This window comes from Nonomuraea sp. NPDC001699 (assembly GCF_053596455.1).
This window is the reverse complement of sequence record NZ_JBSFGF010000004.1, coordinates 468,495-485,742: the sequence shown is the minus strand read 5'-3', so window position 1 is coordinate 485,742 and position 17,248 is coordinate 468,495. Positions and strand designations below refer to the sequence as shown.

Sequence of the window (17,248 nt, the reverse complement as noted above, 5' to 3'; positions counted from 1 at the left end):
ATAAATCACCAGGTTTGCCGATTCGGCAGTAAAAGATGATCATTCAGCTGATGACACGCGGCCGTGCCGGCCCGCCGCTCGCGGCCGGGCCTCCGGACGCGCCGGCTCGTACGGACCGGCCCACGCCTCGGCCTCGCGCAGCAGCTCGCGCACCGAGGCGTGCCGGGCGGAGGCCGAATGCCCGAGCAGCACGCGCACCAGCTCCATCGCCGCCGGCCGGGCGGCGGGGTCCGGGGCGCGGCACTGGTCGACCAGAGCGCGCAACACGGGCGGCAACCGGTCGAGGCCGGTTCCGCCCTCCATGTGCCCGGCGGCGGCGAAGACGATCACGTCGGCCCACTCGCGCACGTCGGCCGGCGGCAGCTCGCTGCTCCTCGGGCCGGGTGCGAACGACGCCTCGCCGAGCGGTCCGACCAGCACGTTGTGCGGCCCGAGCCGCAGCCCCGCGATCCCGGTCAGATGCAGCCTGGCCATGGTCGCGGCCGTGCCGAGGGCGAGCCGGTGCAGCTCCTCGCCCTCGTACGGCCCCGCCGCCGCGACCACGTCGGCCAGCGGCTCACCCATCCCCAGGTAGTCGCGCGGCCGGAGGGCCAGCCCGCCGCCCCATCCCTGACTGTCCATCGCCGTCCTCTGGCTCGGTTCTCGTCGTCAGGGTGTACGCCGGTCCGCGCGGACAGGGTTCAACGGCTCCCATGCGGAAAACTCATGGGACGACGACCGCCGCCGGGCCGCGCCCCGGATCATCGCCTGCCTCCGCCACCTGGCCGCCTGGCATTTCGGTCGCGAATTTAGATGAGATCAGCTCATGTTCGGTCTTGCCGGGGGCCCTCCGGCGGTGGATGCTTGCGGCGACCCCGGTACCGCAGCCTGGGAGGTGGTCCCGTGTTCCACCGTCTCACCCGCCGGGCGGCCGCAGCCGTCCTTCTCCTGACCGGCGCGCTGGTCGCGCCGTCCGTCCCCACCGCCGCCGCGCACGCCGCCGCCGCTGTAAGCGGCTTCGTGGACGGCCACAGCCACCTGTTCTCGTACGAGGCGTTCGGCGGCAAGCTCATGTGCGGCGAGCCGTTCGACCCCGACGGCATCGAGCAGGCGCTGACCGACTGCTCCGACCACTACCCGAACGGCGAGCTGGCCTGGTACGAGAACTTCACCAGGACCGGCAAGCCCACCGGCACCCACGACCCGGTGGGCTATCCCACCTTCCGCGACTGGCCGGCCAACGACTCGCTGACCCACCAGCAGGCGTACTACACCTGGGTCGAGCGCGCCTGGCGGGGCGGGCTCCGGGTGCTGGTCAACGACCTGGTGGCCAACCGGCAGCTGTGCGCGATCTACCCGCTGAAGAAGTACTCCTGCGACGAGATGTCCTCCATCCGCCTCCAGGCCCAGCGGGCCCGCGAGCTGCAGGACCACATCGACGCCGAGTCGGGCGGCCCCGGACGGGGCTGGTTCCGCATCGTGAACGACCCCGCCGAGGCCAGGACCGTGGCCGCGGCCGGCAAGCTGGCCGTCGTCCTCGGGATCGAGACGTCGGAGCCGTTCGGCTGCCGGCAGATCTTCGGCATCCCCCAGTGCACGAAGGCCCAGATCGACCGGGGCCTGGACGAGATGTACGCGCTCGGCGTGCGCAGCATGTTCGTCTGCCACAAGTACGACAACGCGCTGTGCGGCGTGCGCTTCGACTCCGGCACCCAGGGCGCGATCGTCAACGTCGGCAACCTGCTGGCCACCGGCTCGTTCTGGCAGGCCCGCACCTGCACGGGGCCCGAGCACGACAACACCATCGACCCGGCCGGCGTGCTGCCCGACCAGATCGCGCGGCTGCTGCCGCCGGGCGTCTCGCTGCCGCTGTATCCGCCGGCGCCGCACTGCAACACCCGGGGGCTGACCTCGCTCGGGACGTACATGGTGCAGGGGCTGATCCGGCGCGGCATGCTGGTGGAGATCGACCACATGAGCGTCAAGGCCGCGGCCCAGACGCTCGGCCTGCTGGAGGCGGCCCGCTACCCGGGCGTGATCTCCTCGCACAGTTGGGCCGACCCGAACTTCTTCGCCCGCATCTACGCACTCGGCGGCATGATCACCCAGTACGGCCACAACTCCCAGGACTTCGTCGCGGAGTGGCGGCGTACGGCGCCACTGCGGCAGCAGTACAACGTGCCCGGCTACGGCTACGGCCTGGACGTCAACGGCATGGGCCGGCTGCCCGCCCCGCGCGCGGGCAACGCCGCGAACCCGGTGACCTACCCGTTCGCGTCCTACGACGGGAGCGTGCGGCTCGACCGGCTGCGCACCGGGCAACGGGTCTGGGACGTCAACGTGGACGGCGTGGCCAACTACGGCCTGGTCCCCGACTGGATCGAGGACATGCGTCTGCTCGCCGGTCAGGACATCGTCCGTGACCTGGCGAGCGGCGCGGAATCGTACCTGCGGACGTGGGAGGCGACCGCCGCGCGGCGACTGCCGTGAGGCAGGCGTCCCCGTCCTTCACGCGACCGGCTGGGCGGACCGCGAGGTCCGCCGGCCGGTGGCCAGGTTGAGCAGCAGCGACGCCGCCGTCAGCGCCACGCCGAACCAGACGACGCTGGTGACCCCGAGGTGGTCGGCGAACAGCCCGCCGAAGAGCGCGCCGAGCGCGATGGAGGTGTTGTAGGCCATCGTGTTGAGCGACATGGCGGCCTCGAAGGTCTCCGGCGCGGCGGCGAGCGTCATGTTGACCTGGGCGAGCTGCACGACCCCGAACGACAGCCCCCAGACCACCAGCGCCACGATCGCCCCGGTGGCGCCGTCGCCGAAGGCGAGCAGCAGCAGCATGGCCACCACGAGCCCCGCGGCGCCGGTGACGAAGCTGCCCCGCAGGCTGCGGGTCACGGTGTGCCCGGCGATGAAGTTGCCGATCGCGCCGGCGACGCCGAACACCATCAGCACCCCCATGACGAGCAGCGGGGACGCGCCCGTGCCGGCCTCCAGGAAGGGCCGGACGAAGGTGTAGGCCCCGAAGTGGCCGAGCACGAACAGCACCACCGTGAACAGCACCGTGCGCAGCGGCACGTTCCGCAGCGGGAGCCCGAACACCTCGCGGACGGAGACCGCGTTCGCCGACGGCAGCGACGGGATCAGGGCGGCGACCGTCAGGAACACCAGCGCGCTCAGCCCGCTCCAGATGAGGAACGTGGTGCGCCAGTCGGTGAGGCTCTCCAGGAAGGTGCCGAGCGGGATGCCGACCACGGTGGCGATCGAGATGCCCGACATCACGACCGCGGCGGCCCGGTTGGCCTGCCGTTCCGGGACGAGCCGCATCGCCATGCTCACGCCGATGGCCCAGAACACGCCGCTGGCGAAGCCCAGCAGGAGCCGTGCCGTCAGGATCACCGTGTAGTTCGGCGCGATGCCCGTCACCAGGTTCCCCAGGGCCAGCACCACCAGCAGGACGGACAGCAGCACCCGCCGGTTGACCCGCCTCGACCAGGCCACGATGAACGGCACGCCCAGCCCGGCCGACACGCCCTGCAACGTCACCATCAACCCGGCGACGCCCACGGAGATGCCCAGATCCTCACTGAGCGGGGTCAGCAGGCCCACCGGCATCAACTCGGTCGTGAGAAAGACGAAAAGGCTGGCGGTGATCGCGGCGACCCCCGCCCATGCCCTGAAGGCCGGGCGGGTCGCCTGCGTCGTAAGAGTTTGCGTCATGGCGTCAAGCCTGCCGACAACCGATCGATGAGTCCAACACATAGTTTTGATCGGGATCTATCGCGTGGCACGATTGATGGATGGAGCTTCAACAGCTGAGGTACGTCCTCGCCGTCGCGGAGACCAGCAACTTCACCCGGGCCGCCGAGCGTTGCCGGGTCGTGCAGTCGGCGCTCAGCCACCAGATCGCCGCCCTGGAACGGGAGCTGGGCGCCCGGCTGTTCGAGCGCACCAGCCGCCGCGTACGGCTGACGACGGCCGGAGAGGCGTTCCTGCCCGCGGCCCGCGCCTGCCTGGAGGCCGCCGAGCGGGCGCGGACGGAGGTGGCCGCGGCCAGCGGGGAGATCCGCGGCCGGCTCGCCGTCGGCGCGATCCCCACGGTCACCGCCGTGGACCTGCCGGTCGTGCTGAAGGAGTTCCGCCGCCTGCACCCGCGGGTGCGCATCACGCTCATCTCCGCCGGCAGCGAGGACCTGATCGAACGTGTCCGGCGCGGCGAGACGGACGTCGCCTTCCTGGGCCTGCCGCCCCGCGCGGAGCCGAAGGCCGTCCAGAGCCGCCCGCTGGCCAGGGGCGAGCTGGTCGCGATCGTCGCGCCGGACCACCCGCTGGCCGGTGGCCGGACGGACCTGCGCGGCCTGGCCGACGAGCCGTTCATCGACTTCCGCGCCGGTCACGCCGGGCGCATCCAGTCGGACGTGGCGTTCGCGGCGGCCGGCGTCCACCGCGAGGTCGCCTTCGAGGTCACCTCCGGCGACTTCATGGTCGACCTCGTCCGGCACGGCCTCGGCGTCGGCCTGCTCCCGGCCGCCTACGCCCCCCGCTTCCCGAACCTCGGCCTCGTCCGGCTCGGCGACGCCCCGGCCCGGGTGGAGCACCTGATCTGGGGCGCCCACCCGTCCGCGGCGGCCACGGCCTTCCTCGACCTGATCGGCCCGCCGGCCGGCGCCGGCGAGAACGGGGTCAGCCGCGCAGCAGCGGCTGGCCGGGAAGCTTGACCTTGGTCTTCATCAGGCTGGGCGCGCCGTTGCCGCCGATGTTGACGAAGTAGAGCGCCTTGCCGTCGAAGGCCAGGCTGGCCGGGCTGTCCAGCTTGTCGGCCAGGACCTCCACACCGCCGCCCGTGCGGACGATGCTGAGGGTGTTGCCCGTGTAGCTCGGCACGTAGAGCTGCCCGCGCACGTCGAAGGCCAGGCCGTCGGCGCCGGCCAGCTTGGCGTCCTTGACGTACACGGTCGGCACGCCGGCCTTGCCGCCCTTGCCGTACGGGATGCGGACGATCTGCGCCTCGTCGGACACGGCCACGTAGAACGCGCCCGAACGCCAGGCGATGCCGTTCGCCCCGGTGCCGTCCGAGCCGACGAGCAGGGACGACTTCGCCCAGACCGCGGCCTTGCCGTCGGCCACGCGGTAGACCACGCTGTTCGAGGTGTCGGTGACGTAGAGCGCGTCGTCCGGGCCGAAGGCGAGGCCGTTGGCGAAGCCGATCGGCAGCGCGGCGTAGAGCTCGGCCTCGCCGTACGAGGTGATCCGCCAGATGCCGTTGGTGGCGGCCTGGCCGGAGTTGAGCGCGGCGTAGACGTTGCCGCGCCGGTCGGTGGCCAGGCCGTTCAGCTTGCCTTCGCCGATGGGCAGGGCGGCCAGCAGGCTGTCGGTGCCCGTGCTGTCGACCTTCCTGATCTCGCCCTTGGTCAGCAGCCCGACGTAGATCGTGCCGTCCGGCGCGACGGTGACGCCCTCGGTGAGGTCGGCATAGGGCTGCACGACGATCGGGCGGAGCGCGGCGGCCTGGGCCGGCGTGGCGACCAGCGTCAACAGCGCGACGGTGGACAGAAAGAGGGGGATGCGCTTCATGGTGTGATCCTGTCGCCGCAAGATCGCCATGACGTCACCGCCACTTCCGCGAATCATCATGTGATCGGCACACCACGCGAGCCGACGGCCTCCTCGCTCCACTCGAAGTCGGTGAGGTCGCGCAGGCGCCGGACCGGCGACGCCAGCAGGACCAGCGGCACGCAGACGGCCGCGACGACGAAGATCAACAGGGTGGCCCGGGCGCCGAGCAACCCGGCGACCACTCCGGCGACCAGCCCGCCGACCGGGATCGCGCCCCAGGAGACGAAGCGGACCGTGGCCATCACCCGGGCCAGCAGCTCGGGCGGGCTGGCGAGCTGCCGGTACGTCCGGGTCACCACGCTGAGCACCACGACCCCGGCGGCGAACACCACGTTGCCGACGGCGAACGCGGCGAAGCCCTGCCAGCCGCCGCCCAGAGGGATGACGAGCGCCCCGGCCACCGACACGAAGCCCGCGGCGACCAGCGTGCGGGCGGTGCCGAACCTGGACGTGAACCGGCTCGTCAACGCCGCGCCGATCAGCGTGCCGACGCCCTCCACCGCCAGCAGCAGGCCGACGAGGCCGGGCTCGGCGTGCAGCTCGCGGACCAGGTAGAGCGCGTAGAGCGCGTGCTGCGCCCCGCAGACCGTGTTCACCGCGGTGGCGGCCCACATGCACGGGCCCATGACCGGGTGGCGGACGACGAACCGCCAACCTTCGCGGATCATCTCGCGCATCGGCGGCCGGCGGTCGGCGGTCTCGGGGCGGCGTTCGGGCAGGGTCCGCAGCAGCAGGGCCGAGACGAGGTAGCTGGCCGCGTCCACGAGGAGGGTGGGCACCGCACCGAGCACCTGGACGACGAGACCCCCGACCGACGGCCCGCCGAGCTGCGTGGTGGCGTGCGTGCCGGACGTCAGGCTGTTGCGCGACTGCAGTTGCTCCTTGCTCACGATCGACGGCAGGAAGGTCGAGTTGGCGACGTCGAAGAGCACGTTCGCGAAGCTGGTCACCAGCGCCACGATCACGAGCTGGACGACCGTCAGCCGGTCCAGCCACCAGGCCAGCGGGACGGAGGCGACCGCCGCCGCGCGGGCCAGGTCGGCGGCGACCTGCACCGTTCGCATGGGGAGCCGCTGCACCAGCACCCCGGCGGGCAGGCCGATCACGATCCAGGCGACGTACCCGGCGGCGGCGATCAGGCCCATCTCGAACGCGGAGGCGTCGAGCACCGTCAGGGCCGTCAGCGGCAGCGCCACCGCGCTGACCGCCGAGCCGACCGCGCTGGTCGTGCCGGCCGTCCACCACCGCCAGAAGACGGCCGCGCCACCTCCGCTGTCGATCCCCATCCTGGCGCTCCTCACCGAGTAAGTTCCAAACTGGAACGCACTATACTGGAGCCTGTGAAGCGCGCCGATCTCCACGACTCCGACTGCGGCATCGCGCAGGCCCTCGGCGTCATCGGCGACTGGTGGACTTTCCTGGTCGTCCGTGACATCGCCGGCGGCACCACCCGCTTCGACGGCCTGCAGCGCGAGCTCGGCGTCAGCCGCCGGGCCCTGGCCGAACGCCTGGCCAAGCTCGTCGAACACGGCGTGCTCGAACGGCGGCCCTACTCCACCCGCCCGCCGCGCCACGACTACGTCCTGACGGCGAAGGGCGAGGGTCTGCTGCCCACGCTGATCGCCCTGCAGGATTGGGGCACCCGGCACGTGATGGGCGACGGCGCCCTCACCGCGACCAGCGAGGACGGCTCCGCCGAAAGCCGCCGCGTGCACGACCTGGTCGACCGGAGGCTGCCGGACGTCGTGCTGGAACGCCACGACGGCGAGCCGGTCGCGCCCAACGCGCCGGGCGGCGTCTGGACCGTGCTCTACTTCTTCCCCGGCGCCTTCGCCCCCGACGCCCACGACTACCCGCCCGGCTGGGCCGACATCCCGGGCACGAAGGGCTGCACCCTGGAAGCCCTCACCTACGCGTCACGGTTCGCCGACTTCGAGGCGGCGGGCGCCGCGATCCGGGGCGTGAGCACCCAGCGCCCCGACCAGTTGGCGGCCTTCGTCACGCATGCCCGCTTGCCCTATCCCCTCCTGTCCGACCAGGACGACAGGCTCGCCGCCGGGCTGCTGCTGCCCACCTTCCGCGCGGCCGGCGTCGACCGCTTCAAGCGCCTCACCCTGCTGGTCGACCCCGACGCGGTCATCCGGGCGGTGCAGTTCCCGATCAGCGATCCGGCCGGGTCGGTGGACGAGATGCTCGCCCTCGTCCGCAGCCGCTGACGGCCGTCAGCCGAGGGAGCCGTCTCCCAGGAGGGCGTCCACCCGACGTCGGACGCGTGCGCGCGTGCGGCCGCCCCGTACACCGCCGCCGGGAAGACCGCTTCCTGCCGTCCGAGCAGCATCTACGCCAGGCCCCCCTACTGGATGTTGTACGTCTCCTGAACCGGCCGCGTCACCGGGCCTGGCGGGCGTACAACGTGGTGAGCTGGGCGGCGAGCTTCGCCAGCTCGTCCTGGACGGTCTGCGGGCCCTCCACGACGACGAGGTCGCCCCAGCCCGCGAGCTGGCGGGCGATGTCCAGCGCGGTCGGCGCCGTGAGCGCGACCCGGACCCGCTCGCCCTGGCCCCCGTCGGGGAGCACCTCGCAGTGGCGGCCGAAGCGGTCGCGCAGAACGCGCAGGTAGCGGGCCTCGATGGTGGCGGTGGCGGTGGTCGTCGCGCGCCGCGCCTCCATCGCGGTGACGACGTCGTCCCAGGCCGCCGCGAGGTCGAAGTTCGCCGGACGGTCGGCCGGTTCCTCCGTGACCTCGGCGTCGGTGACCCGGTCGACGCGGAAGGTCCGCCGCCCGTCGGGGGTTCCGGCGATCAGGTACCAGGTGTCGTCCTTGTCGACGAGGCCGTACGGGGCGACGACACGCTCCCGTCCCGAGTAGGTGAGCCGGACCGCCCGGCGCCGGACCACCGCGTCCTCCAGCAGATTGACGAGCGCGGGACGCGTGCGGCGATGCTCGCCCCAGCGGGCCGGATCGACCACGACCGCGTCCGCCGCCGCCTCGGCCTCCTGCCGGAACGTCGACGGCAGCGCGCGCACGAGCTTGCGCAGCGCCGCCTTGGCCTCCGGCGCGATCGCGGCGGCCGGGCCGAGCAGCAGGAACAGCGCCCTGGCCTCGGAGGCCTTGAGCCCGGACAGGTCGGTACGGGCGCCGCCGAGCAGGGCCCAGCCGCCGCCCCGCCCGGCCTGCGGGTAGACGGGGATGCCCGCGGCCGACAGAGCCTCCAGGTCACGGCGGGCCGTCGCGACCGACACCTCCATCTCGGCGGCGATGTCCGCCGCCGTCACCCGCCCGCGCGCCTGCATCAGCAGCAGGACGGCCACCAGTCGATCCGCTCTCATGTTTCCCACGATGCCAGAAAAAGTGCTCATTCGATGAGCACTTTGGCTGGCAGCATGGTTCTCACAAGCCACCGACCGGAAGGCGCAGAGAACATGCTCCGCGGACTCACCACCATCAGCTTCTACGCCCAGAACGTCGCCGCCGCCCGCGACTGGTACGCCGACCTCCTCGGCATGCGGGCCTACTTCCAGCGTCCCGAGCAGGGCGACCCGGTCTACGTGGAGTTCCGCGTCGGCGACTACCAGCACGAGCTCGGCATCATCGACGCCCGGTTCGCTCCGGAGGGCTGGAGCACCGAGGACGGCGGCGCGATCGTCTACTGGGCCGTCGACGACCTTGAGGCGACCTGGGAGCGGCTGCTGGAGATGGGCGCCACCCCGTTCGACAAGCCGACCGAGCGCGGCCCCGGGTTCGTCACCGCCTCGGTGCGCGACCCGTTCGGCAACATCCTCGGCATCATGATCAACCACCACTACATGGACGTCCTCGCGGGCCGGAAGGGCTGACCACGATGACCGACGACGCCCTGCTCCTGGACGACGCCACCGCCTGGAAGGCCTGGCTCGCCGAGCATCACGAGACGGCCCCCGACGTCTGGCTGCTGATCGCCAAGAAGAACAGCGACGCCACCAGCGTCACCCTCGACGAGGCCCTCGACGAGGCGCTGTGCCACGGCTGGATCGACAGCCACCGCAGGGCGTTCGACGGCGACTACTACCTGCAGCGCTACTCGCCCCGCACCCGCCGCAGCCCCTGGTCCCGCATCAACGTCGCCAGGGCCGAGGCGCTCACGGCCGCCGGGCGCATGCGCCCGGCGGGCCACGCCGCGATCGAGGCCGCCAAGACCACCGGCCGCTGGCCCGCGAGCCTGCCCGCCTGAACCATCTTCGGCTCCGACGACTCCCACAACGTATGGAGAAGCGGTTACGAACCCAGACCATGGTGCGGCGGTTGGCCCCATTGGCCGGTGTCCTCTTGCTCGCGGCCTGCGCGACGGTCAGGCCCGCGCCACCGGCGTCCACGGCCACCCCGTCCCCGTCCGCGTCCCCCAAGCTGGACGTGCTGACCGACCGGCTGGGACCGCCGATGACCAACCTCACCGGCACCTGCCCGTCCCCCGGCAGAACGGTCGACCAGCTGAACCCCGCCACCCTCCCCCGCTCGACCTGGCGACTGGCCTCGGCGGGAACGGAAGAGGGCGAACTCGACCAGGCGACGGTCACCCCGGACGGCACGCTCTGGGCTCTTCGAGGGAGGGGCCCCACCCAGAGGCCGGTGCGGTGGACCGGCTCGTCCTGGCAGGACCTCCCCGCGTTCCCGGCCGGAGAGGATCCCCTGGTCAGGCTGGGGGCCGCGGCGGCCGACAGGGCCTGGGTGATCGTCCAGAGCGGGTCCCCCGACGACTCGCCGGCGAACTACGTCGTGTCCACCTGGGACGGCCGGGCGTGGCAAAGCCGGCCGGTGGACCTGGGCGTGCCGCCCGTCAGCGGCGAGGAGCTGGCGGCGCAGGGAGCCTGGGTGCTGCTCGGCGACCGCGCGATGCGCTGGAGCGGCACGGCCTGGCAGACCGCGCCCCTGCACTCCTACAGCGACAAGCTGTCGGGCAGCACCGAGGATCCATGGGTGATCGCCTCCCCCGACCCGGACGAGGAGGTGGAGATCCAGCTGTCGAGATGGACGGACCAGGGCTGGCAGGCCGTCCCCCTTCCCGACGGGATGACCCTGCCTCCGGGCACCGAGGCCATCCACCCGGACAAACCCTCCACGCGGATCGCGGGTGTGGCGCAAACCGGGCCGGAGGAGTTCTGGGTCGTGGGCACGTACAGCTGGGGCGAGCACGAACCCGTGGACCAGGAGGACGTCATGATCTCCAGGAGCGTGCTGATGCGCAACGTCGCCGGCCGGTGGAGCTGCCGGTGGGGGCCGGCGGGCGGCCGGCCGGACCCGTTCGTGGACGCGGTGGCCGACGGCCGGGGCGGGCTGTGGGCGGCCACCGAGCTCGGCCTGTTGTGGCACCTGTCGGACGGACGCTGGACCCGCGAGCGGGCGCCCGTCGACAAGGGGGTGCCGGTGATCAGGGATCTGGCCGGCTCACCGGGCGGCGCCCTCTACGCGCTCGGCGGCATCGGCTCCGGGCCATGGGACGAGGACATCAGACCCGCACTGTGGCGGCTCGAACCGTGAGCGCCTCCTCCGCCACCCCCTTGTGACCTGCGCCTTTCACGGCGCCCGAAGCCGTGTCAGAACGATGTCAGGGCCGTGTCGGGCCGCCCGGCCACGATTGCCGGCATGGACACAGCAACGCGGCCCCCGGCCGGCGCACACCCGACAGGCTTCGTCGCGAAGCTCCTCGCGGACCGTCACTCCGTCCCGCTCTCCATCGCACTGCACCTGGTGCCCGGCGCGGCCATCGTCGCCGTGTACGCGTTCGTCGCCGCCCCGCTGGTGCGGGCGATGGGGGCGCCGATCTTCGCGGCCTGGGCCATGGCCCTCGCGATCGTGCTCTTCCCGATCCAGCTGTTCCTGCTGTGGCTGGGCAAGAAGCAGACCGGCCGCTTCACGATGAAGGGCGTCGTCCGCTACCGCGACAAGCCGCTCTCGCGTGGCAAGGTCATGTGGCTCGGGGGCGCGTGCCTCGTGTGGATGACCGTCGTCTCGCTCTCGCTGACCCCGCTGGACAACCTCGTCTACGACTGGTTCTTCACCTGGGTGGACTACCAGGGCGCCGGCCCCGGCGGCACCACCTACCTCCAGGGCTACCCGCAGGCGGTCGTGCTCACCACGCTGCTCGTCTGCGGGCCGTTCACCGGCTTCACCCTGCCGCTGATCGAGGAGTACTACTTCCGCGGCTTCCTGCTGCCCCGCCTGCCGCAGCTCGGCAAGTGGGCCCCGATCTTCAACACCCTCCTCTTCTCCGTGTACCACTTCTGGGCCCCCTGGACCGTCCTGTCGAAGCTCGTCTTCCTCTACCCGGGCGTCTGGCTCGCCTGGAAGAAGCAGGACATCCGCATCTCGATCACCATGCACCCCGGCACGACGCTCCTGATGACCGTCGTCGGCATCGTCGCCCTCGCCTCCGGCGCCGCCTCGATGTGAGACGCACCCCTCCCTGGAACGACCACGGCCACGACCCCGCCCAACACCGCGGGGCCGTGGCCGGACGATTTCCCCTCGCCGGCCAGCGACGAACGGCCCCAACCACACGTTCCTCGGACCGTTCACCCTCGCGATCCGGAACCCCACCGGCTTGACCTTGACGCGACGGCAGGGGAACAGGGTCTGACATGGTCTGAAGGAGTCGAACGGGGAGCCTTCCACCTGCCCCATCGTCACTGCCCGTCTCGTGATGTCGGTCTTGGTCGGCGGGCGTTGGCTCCCTTCTCTGGCTCCCCGAACCGCTGTCCGTTGCCCGTCCCAGCGCGTCCGAGAATCGACGAGCAGGAGATTCGTCCGCTACCGATCTGCGGGCCCAATCGCTGGGTGAGGCATGCGAAGGGCAGCCATCATGCGAGCACCTCAGAACTTCCTTGCGTGCCGCCCGCGCGTCGGGACCATCCCCCTGCGCGCGGGGAGCACTGACCAGCGGGCAGGCGGCCAACGCCCGCGCTGGGACCATCCCCGCGCGCACGGGGAGCACTCGGCCAGCGCGAACGTGTCCGCCGTGGCGGAGGAACCATCCCCGCGTGCGCGGGGAGCACCAGCAGGAAGGCGTGAACAAGTCCGAGGACCTGGGACCATCCCCGCGTGCGCGGGGGCACCCCTTGGTCACCCAGGCGGTATCGGCGTCGTTGGGACCATCCTCGCGTGCGCGGGGAGCGCACCTGGTGATCTGCCCCATGGGGCCTCCGGCGGGGACCATCCCCGCGTGCGCGGGGAGCACAGCGACACGTTCTTATGTTCTTAGATTCTTACGGGACCATCCCCGCGTGCGCGGGGAGCACGATCTGTCAGGGTGCTGTTACGTTGCTTGATTGGGACCATCCCCGCATGTGCGGGGAGCACCCGCTCCGCGTACGGCTGGAGGCTGGCCAGCAGGGACCATCCCCGCGTGCGCGGGGAGCACATCTCGATGCGGTTGTACGGCGGCCCGTACGCGGGACCATCCCCGCGTGCGCGGGGAGCACCATCCCCAAGTTGGGGTGACAGGTCTGTGGCGGGGACCATCCCCGCGTGCGCGGGGAGCACTCTCGCTCGGTGGCAAGGGCCTGGAGGCGGGTGGGACCCGCGTGCGCGGGGAGCACCGAGCCTTCGGCTCTCTCGGCCGCTCAAGATCGGGACCATCCCCGCGTGCGCGGGGAGCACAGTGATCGTCTAGGGGGCGGGTGTGGCTGTCTCGGGACCATCCCCGCGTGCGCGGGGAGCACCACCGGCCGGCGCCGTCCTTGAAGACGGCCTGGGGACCATCCCCGCGTGCGCAGGGAGCACATGTGGCCGTTGTAGCCGCACACGGACCGCATGGGACCATCCCCGCGTGCGCAGGGAGCACGTCCCTCCGCAGGTTTGAGCGTGGCCGCTGACGGGACCATCCCCGCGTGCGCGGGGAGCACATAGACCGAAGAGACGGCATGGCGTTTGGCTGGGGACCATCCCCGCGTGCGCGGGGAGCACGCCCTGTCCCCGTTCGGGCAGACCGCGTCGTAGGGACCATCCCCGCGTGCGCGGGGAGCACTCGCTCACCCCGCGCTGCCAGTTGGGGTGCTGGGGACCATCCCCGCGTGCGCGGGGAGCACGCCCTGTCCCCGTTCGGGCAGACCGCGTCGTAGGGACCATCCCCGCGTGCGCGGGGAGCACTCGCTCACCCCGCGCTGCCAGTTGGGGTGCTGGGGACCATCCCCGCGTGCGCGGGGAGCACTCTCGCTCGGTGGCAAGGGCCTGGAGGCGGGTGGGACCATCCCCGCGTGCGCGGGGAGCACAGCTTGACCAGCAGCGATCCGGCGTACGGGCTGGGACCATCCCCGCGTGCGCGGGGAGCACCTGACGACCGTTGCCCAGTACCTGGCCATCGCGGGACCATCCCCGCGTGCGCGGGGAGCACGCCAACGCGAGCAAGGTAGGGGACGACGGAAAGGGACCATCCCCGCGTGCGCGGGGAGCACTTGATCTCGCGCGCTTTGGTCTTCACTCGCTCGGGACCATCCCCGCGTGCGCGGGGAGCACCTGCTGTTCCTGCTCAACGGGACAGCGATCTCGGGACCATCCCCGCGTGCGCGGGGAGCACATGATCAGCTCGCGGCCGGCCTCGCGCTTCTTGGGACCATCCCCGCGTGCGCGGGGAGCACGTTGGTCTCTGTCTGCTCGGCCGCCGCCGGCGGGGACCATCCCCGCGTGCGCGGGGAGCACACCGGCGGACGCCTCCTGGCGTTCCCCCGCGTGGGACCATCCCCGCGTGCGCGGGGAGCACTCCAGGCGGTCAGCCAGGTAGATCTCGTCCTGGGGACCATCCCCGCGTGCGCGGGGAGCACCAAGATCAGCCGGATGGAGAACGGGCTCGTCCCGGGACCATCCCCGCGTGCGCGGGGAGCACTGTGTTCCTTTGCTCAGACGGGCGCGCCCTGGGGGACCATCCCCGCGTGCGCGGGGAGCACAGCGTCATTGCCTCGTAGTAGGCCGCCTTGGCGGGACCATCCCCGCGTGCGCGGGGAGCACGTGTCATCGAAGCAGACCGCACCGTGACAGGCGGGACCATCCCCGCGTGCGCGGGGAGCACCAGCACGCCGAAGTCTGCGCGCGCGTGCTTCCGGGACCATCCCCGCGTGCGCGGGGAGCACCCGGAACTCCCGCCCTGGAATTTGAGGCCGATGGGACCATCCCCGCGTGCGCGGGGAGCACGCGGTGGCGGCGCACGCCTACCTCGGCGTGTGGGGACCATCCCCGCGTGCGCGGGGAGCACGGCCCGCCCTTCGGACCGCCAGTGCGCGGGATGGGACCATCCCCGCGTGCGCGGGGAGCACGTGCCCTGTCGGTGCTAGCCCCGCCCAACGGTGGGACCATCCCCGCGTGTGCGGGGAGCACTAACGCTGCCCTGTCGCCACAGGACTCCATTCGGGACCATCCCCGCGTGCGCGGGGAGCACCCTGGTCTTCTGTGATGGCGATCCCCAGGCCGGGGACCATCCCCGCGTGCGCGGGGAGCACGTAGGGCGCGGGGTCATGAGTCCCGCCGGGCGGGGACCATCCCCGCGTGCGCGGGGAGCACAGCTGACGTAGGGTCTCGCCGTCCGCCTTGCCGGGACCATCCCCGCGTGCGCGGGGAGCACCGGCTCCACGTCACCCGAATGGGCCGACGGTTGGGACCATCCCCGCGTGCGCGGGGAGCACCGGTAGAAGCCGCGGTGGTCGAGCACCGTGCCGGGACCATCCCCGCGTGCGCGGGGAGCACAGACCCGTACCGGCAACATGGACGCGAGCATTGGGACCATCCCCGCGTGCGCGGGGAGCACAGCCGCCACCTCGCCGCGTTACCCGCTGCTCCGGGACCATCCCCGCGTGCGCGGGGAGCACAGCCGCCACCTCGCCGCGTTACCCGCTGCTCCGGGACCATCCCCGCGTGCGCGGGGAGCACCCAGACTTCGAGAACAAGGTTCCAAGGATCTCGGGACCATCCCCGCGTGCGCGGGGAGCACACGATTCCGATGGGGTTCGCGCGCATGGCCGCGGGACCATCCCCGCGTGCGCGGGGAGCACTCGGCGGGACGGGAAACTCCTGACCCTGGCCGCGGGACCATCCCCGCGTGCGCGGGGAGCACCCCGGAGGCGTTCGCGGAGGCGTACCCGGACGGGGACCATCCCCGCGTGCGCGGGGAGCACCCCGTGGTCATGGGGATACCATGGCGACGCAGGGGACCATCCCCGCGTGCGCGGGGAGCACACTCGATGACCTGCATCGTTAGCCGTCACTAACACCCAAATTGAGCACTTCCGAGAACTCGGACATTTGAGACACCCGGCGGGCTGGCGTGCGGAGAACAAGAACACTGCTAGGACGCTGCATGAAGCCGCCAGACGGAATGCCGTCGATCAACGCTGCCCATAGCGTCGTCGTTTTGATGCGTTGCTCCATCCGGCCGGAGGTGCAGCTGCTGAGGTGGTGGGACGATCCTTCGGCCGACGTATCAGGACAAGGCCATCGTGATCGATGGGATGCCACTTGTGGTCGTGGGTCTCGAAGGCGAACCCCTGCTCGTTGTTGGTGCTGTAGGCCAGTAGTGCCCGGCCGGTATCCGCGTACTGCTGAACCTCCAGCCACAACGCTTCCCGGATGCGCGCAGTCGGACCGCCGATGAACACCCCAGGCGAGATTTCCATCAGCCAACGCGTCAGGAAGCCGCGCAGCCCAGCGGGACAACGCGTGAGCACGATGACCATCACCAGGGCACCTCGTCGACGAAGTCGTTGGCGAAGTTGTGCCCCGATTCCAATTCGACCCCGTGGTCACTCTGCAAGGTGACGCGATCCTGATCCTCCGGCACGGCATCAGTGACACCATCGCTCAGCAGCAGGTGCTTGATGTCCTCAACGCATCGCTTCAACAGGCCGACTTTGTTGACGTGATCGCGGATTGACCTGCGAGTACGAGACCCGACATCCTCCGGATCTTCGGCGGCCACGTCGAAGGCGATGGGGATGGCGATTTCCGTCTTGTAGAGGTCCGCGATATCGAGCACGAAGGCCAGTTCATGTCCAGAATGAATGAACCCGAGGCCAGGGGCACACCCCAAGGCAGTGACCGTAGTCTGCGCGATGCCGTACATGCACTGAGCAGCCGCAGTGATTGCTTGGTTGAGCGGGTCCGTGGCGCTGAAATCTCCAGGCGCGTAGACCCTGCCGTTCCAGGGGAGATCCACCCTGGCTGCGTGTCTGCGGTAGCACTCCTTGACCCTGTGCCCTTCCCGGCCAAGGAGCTCGTGCCGCGTGAAGCGATCCGGATCTTCACCTGGGAAGCGCATGCGGTACATCTCCCGCGCCACCTCAAGTCGAGCGCGGCGGTTCGCCCACTTGGTCGCCTGCGCCTCGACCATGGAGGAAGAGCGGTTGAGGGACCGACCACCGGAGTAGAAGCGGACGCCCTGCTCCCCCACCCACACCACTCCCGCGCCGCATTCGCCCAGCACGCTCATCGCCTGATGGGTCACGCGTGTGCCGGGGCCTAGCAGCAGCGTGCCGATCGTGGCGGACGGTATGTGTGTGATGCCCTGAGCGTCTTCGGCGGTGATCGCGTTGTCTTCCCGGTGCAGAATGCAGCGCTCCAAGTAGATGAACGAGATCCGGTCCCCCATGCGGGTGAGTTCGCGGGGTGAGGAGGCGCCGCGCTGCCCCACGGTGGCCATGG

General features: G+C 71.3%; 14 protein-coding genes and 1 CRISPR repeat array. Of the genes, 7 read left to right on the top strand and 7 right to left on the bottom strand.

Features of this window, described 5'->3' with window-relative positions; translation table 11 throughout:
- Positions 1-39: 39 nt before the first annotated feature.
- On the bottom strand, positions 40-621 hold the full coding sequence (locus ACWCSU_RS15850; protein WP_449935652.1) for a hypothetical protein: 582 nt from the start codon (positions 619-621) through the stop codon (positions 40-42).
- A gap of 261 nt (positions 622-882) precedes the next feature.
- Between ACWCSU_RS15850 and ACWCSU_RS15845 the strand changes: the two genes are divergently transcribed.
- The gene (locus ACWCSU_RS15845) at positions 883-2,469 is read left to right on the top strand and encodes an amidohydrolase family protein (protein ID WP_364096115.1); all 1,587 of its coding nucleotides are present in this window, start codon (positions 883-885) and stop codon (positions 2,467-2,469) included.
- Between the two features lie 18 nt (positions 2,470-2,487).
- Here ACWCSU_RS15845 and ACWCSU_RS15840 read toward each other — a convergent pair whose 3' ends face one another.
- A complete protein-coding gene (locus tag ACWCSU_RS15840; protein ID WP_449935649.1) occupies positions 2,488-3,693 on the bottom strand; it encodes an MFS transporter in 1,206 nt (401 codons plus the stop codon).
- Between the two features lie 80 nt (positions 3,694-3,773).
- On the opposite strand from ACWCSU_RS15840, the gene ACWCSU_RS15835 reads away from it, so the two are divergent.
- Positions 3,774-4,691, top strand: coding sequence for a LysR family transcriptional regulator (locus ACWCSU_RS15835; RefSeq protein WP_449935646.1), 918 nt, complete (start codon positions 3,774-3,776; stop codon positions 4,689-4,691).
- On the opposite strand, the gene ACWCSU_RS15830 is transcribed toward ACWCSU_RS15835, so the two are convergent.
- Both ACWCSU_RS15830 and ACWCSU_RS15825 read right to left on the bottom strand, forming a co-directional pair.
- Positions 4,657-5,547, bottom strand: coding sequence for an SMP-30/gluconolactonase/LRE family protein (locus ACWCSU_RS15830; RefSeq protein ID WP_357706182.1), 891 nt, complete (start codon positions 5,545-5,547; stop codon positions 4,657-4,659). The two genes, ACWCSU_RS15835 and ACWCSU_RS15830, sit on opposite strands and share 35 nt — an antisense overlap.
- A 56-nt stretch (positions 5,548-5,603) precedes the next feature.
- Positions 5,604-6,875, bottom strand: a complete 1,272-nt coding sequence (locus ACWCSU_RS15825; protein ID WP_449935644.1) for an MFS transporter — start codon at positions 6,873-6,875, stop codon at positions 5,604-5,606.
- 54 nt (positions 6,876-6,929) lie between these two features.
- Here ACWCSU_RS15825 and ACWCSU_RS15820 point away from each other — a divergent pair, with 54 nt between their 5' ends.
- Positions 6,930-7,805: a winged helix-turn-helix transcriptional regulator gene (locus ACWCSU_RS15820; protein WP_449935642.1), complete on the top strand. Its 876-nt coding sequence runs from the start codon at positions 6,930-6,932 to the stop codon at positions 7,803-7,805.
- A gap of 172 nt (positions 7,806-7,977) precedes the next feature.
- Here the strand turns inward: ACWCSU_RS15820 and ACWCSU_RS15815 are convergent, their stop codons facing one another.
- The gene (locus ACWCSU_RS15815) at positions 7,978-8,919 is read right to left on the bottom strand and encodes a helix-turn-helix transcriptional regulator (protein ID WP_449935639.1); all 942 of its coding nucleotides are present in this window, start codon (positions 8,917-8,919) and stop codon (positions 7,978-7,980) included.
- Between the two features lie 93 nt (positions 8,920-9,012).
- Between ACWCSU_RS15815 and ACWCSU_RS15810 the strand changes: the two genes are divergently transcribed.
- From ACWCSU_RS15810 to ACWCSU_RS15795, 4 genes are all read left to right on the top strand, one after another.
- Positions 9,013-9,426, top strand: a complete 414-nt coding sequence (locus ACWCSU_RS15810) for a VOC family protein (RefSeq protein WP_357706177.1) — start codon at positions 9,013-9,015, stop codon at positions 9,424-9,426.
- Between the two features lie 5 nt (positions 9,427-9,431).
- Positions 9,432-9,800, top strand: coding sequence for a YdeI/OmpD-associated family protein (locus ACWCSU_RS15805; protein WP_357706176.1), 369 nt, complete (start codon positions 9,432-9,434; stop codon positions 9,798-9,800).
- Between the two features lie 80 nt (positions 9,801-9,880).
- Complete coding sequence (locus tag ACWCSU_RS15800) at positions 9,881-11,104, top strand: hypothetical protein (protein ID WP_449935635.1); 1,224 nt, start codon at positions 9,881-9,883, stop codon at positions 11,102-11,104.
- A gap of 105 nt (positions 11,105-11,209) precedes the next feature.
- On the top strand, positions 11,210-12,016 hold the full coding sequence (locus ACWCSU_RS15795) for a CPBP family intramembrane glutamic endopeptidase (RefSeq protein WP_364096147.1): 807 nt from the start codon (positions 11,210-11,212) through the stop codon (positions 12,014-12,016).
- Positions 12,017-13,192: 1,176 nt separating this feature from the next.
- Positions 13,193-15,787: direct repeats of the CRISPR family, unit length 29 nt; unit sequence GGGACCATCCCCGCGTGCGCGGGGAGCAC.
- A 149-nt stretch (positions 15,788-15,936) separates the two neighbouring features.
- Here ACWCSU_RS15795 and cas2e read toward each other — a convergent pair.
- Both cas2e and cas1e read right to left on the bottom strand, forming a co-directional pair.
- Positions 15,937-16,287, bottom strand: coding sequence for a type I-E CRISPR-associated endoribonuclease Cas2e (gene cas2e / locus ACWCSU_RS15790; protein WP_397219184.1), 351 nt, complete (start codon positions 16,285-16,287; stop codon positions 15,937-15,939).
- Positions 16,284-17,246 (bottom strand): type I-E CRISPR-associated endonuclease Cas1e, encoded by a 963-nt coding sequence (gene cas1e / locus ACWCSU_RS15785; RefSeq protein ID WP_449935632.1) that lies wholly within the window; start codon positions 17,244-17,246, stop codon positions 16,284-16,286. Before cas1e ends, cas2e begins: the two co-directional genes overlap by 4 nt.
- Positions 17,247-17,248: the final 2 nt, after the last annotated feature.

Excerpts from the sequence above, each read along its gene's own strand:
- ACWCSU_RS15850 (WP_449935652.1), bottom strand. The coding sequence starts at position 621 with ATGGACAGTCAGGGATGGGGCGGCGGGCTGGCCCTCCGGCCGCGCGAC.
- ACWCSU_RS15840 (WP_449935649.1), bottom strand. The coding sequence starts at position 3,693 with ATGACGCAAACTCTTACGACGCAGGCGACCCGCCCGGCCTTCAGGGCA.
- ACWCSU_RS15835 (WP_449935646.1), top strand. The coding sequence starts at position 3,774 with ATGGAGCTTCAACAGCTGAGGTACGTCCTCGCCGTCGCGGAGACCAGC.
- ACWCSU_RS15830 (WP_357706182.1), bottom strand. The coding sequence starts at position 5,547 with ATGAAGCGCATCCCCCTCTTTCTGTCCACCGTCGCGCTGTTGACGCTG.
- ACWCSU_RS15825 (WP_449935644.1), bottom strand. The coding sequence starts at position 6,875 with ATGGGGATCGACAGCGGAGGTGGCGCGGCCGTCTTCTGGCGGTGGTGG.
- ACWCSU_RS15815 (WP_449935639.1), bottom strand. The coding sequence starts at position 8,919 with ATGAGAGCGGATCGACTGGTGGCCGTCCTGCTGCTGATGCAGGCGCGC.
- ACWCSU_RS15810 (WP_357706177.1), top strand. The coding sequence starts at position 9,013 with ATGCTCCGCGGACTCACCACCATCAGCTTCTACGCCCAGAACGTCGCC.
- ACWCSU_RS15805 (WP_357706176.1), top strand. The coding sequence starts at position 9,432 with ATGACCGACGACGCCCTGCTCCTGGACGACGCCACCGCCTGGAAGGCC.
- ACWCSU_RS15795 (WP_364096147.1), top strand. The coding sequence starts at position 11,210 with ATGGACACAGCAACGCGGCCCCCGGCCGGCGCACACCCGACAGGCTTC.
- cas1e (WP_449935632.1), bottom strand. The coding sequence starts at position 17,246 with ATGGCCACCGTGGGGCAGCGCGGCGCCTCCTCACCCCGCGAACTCACC.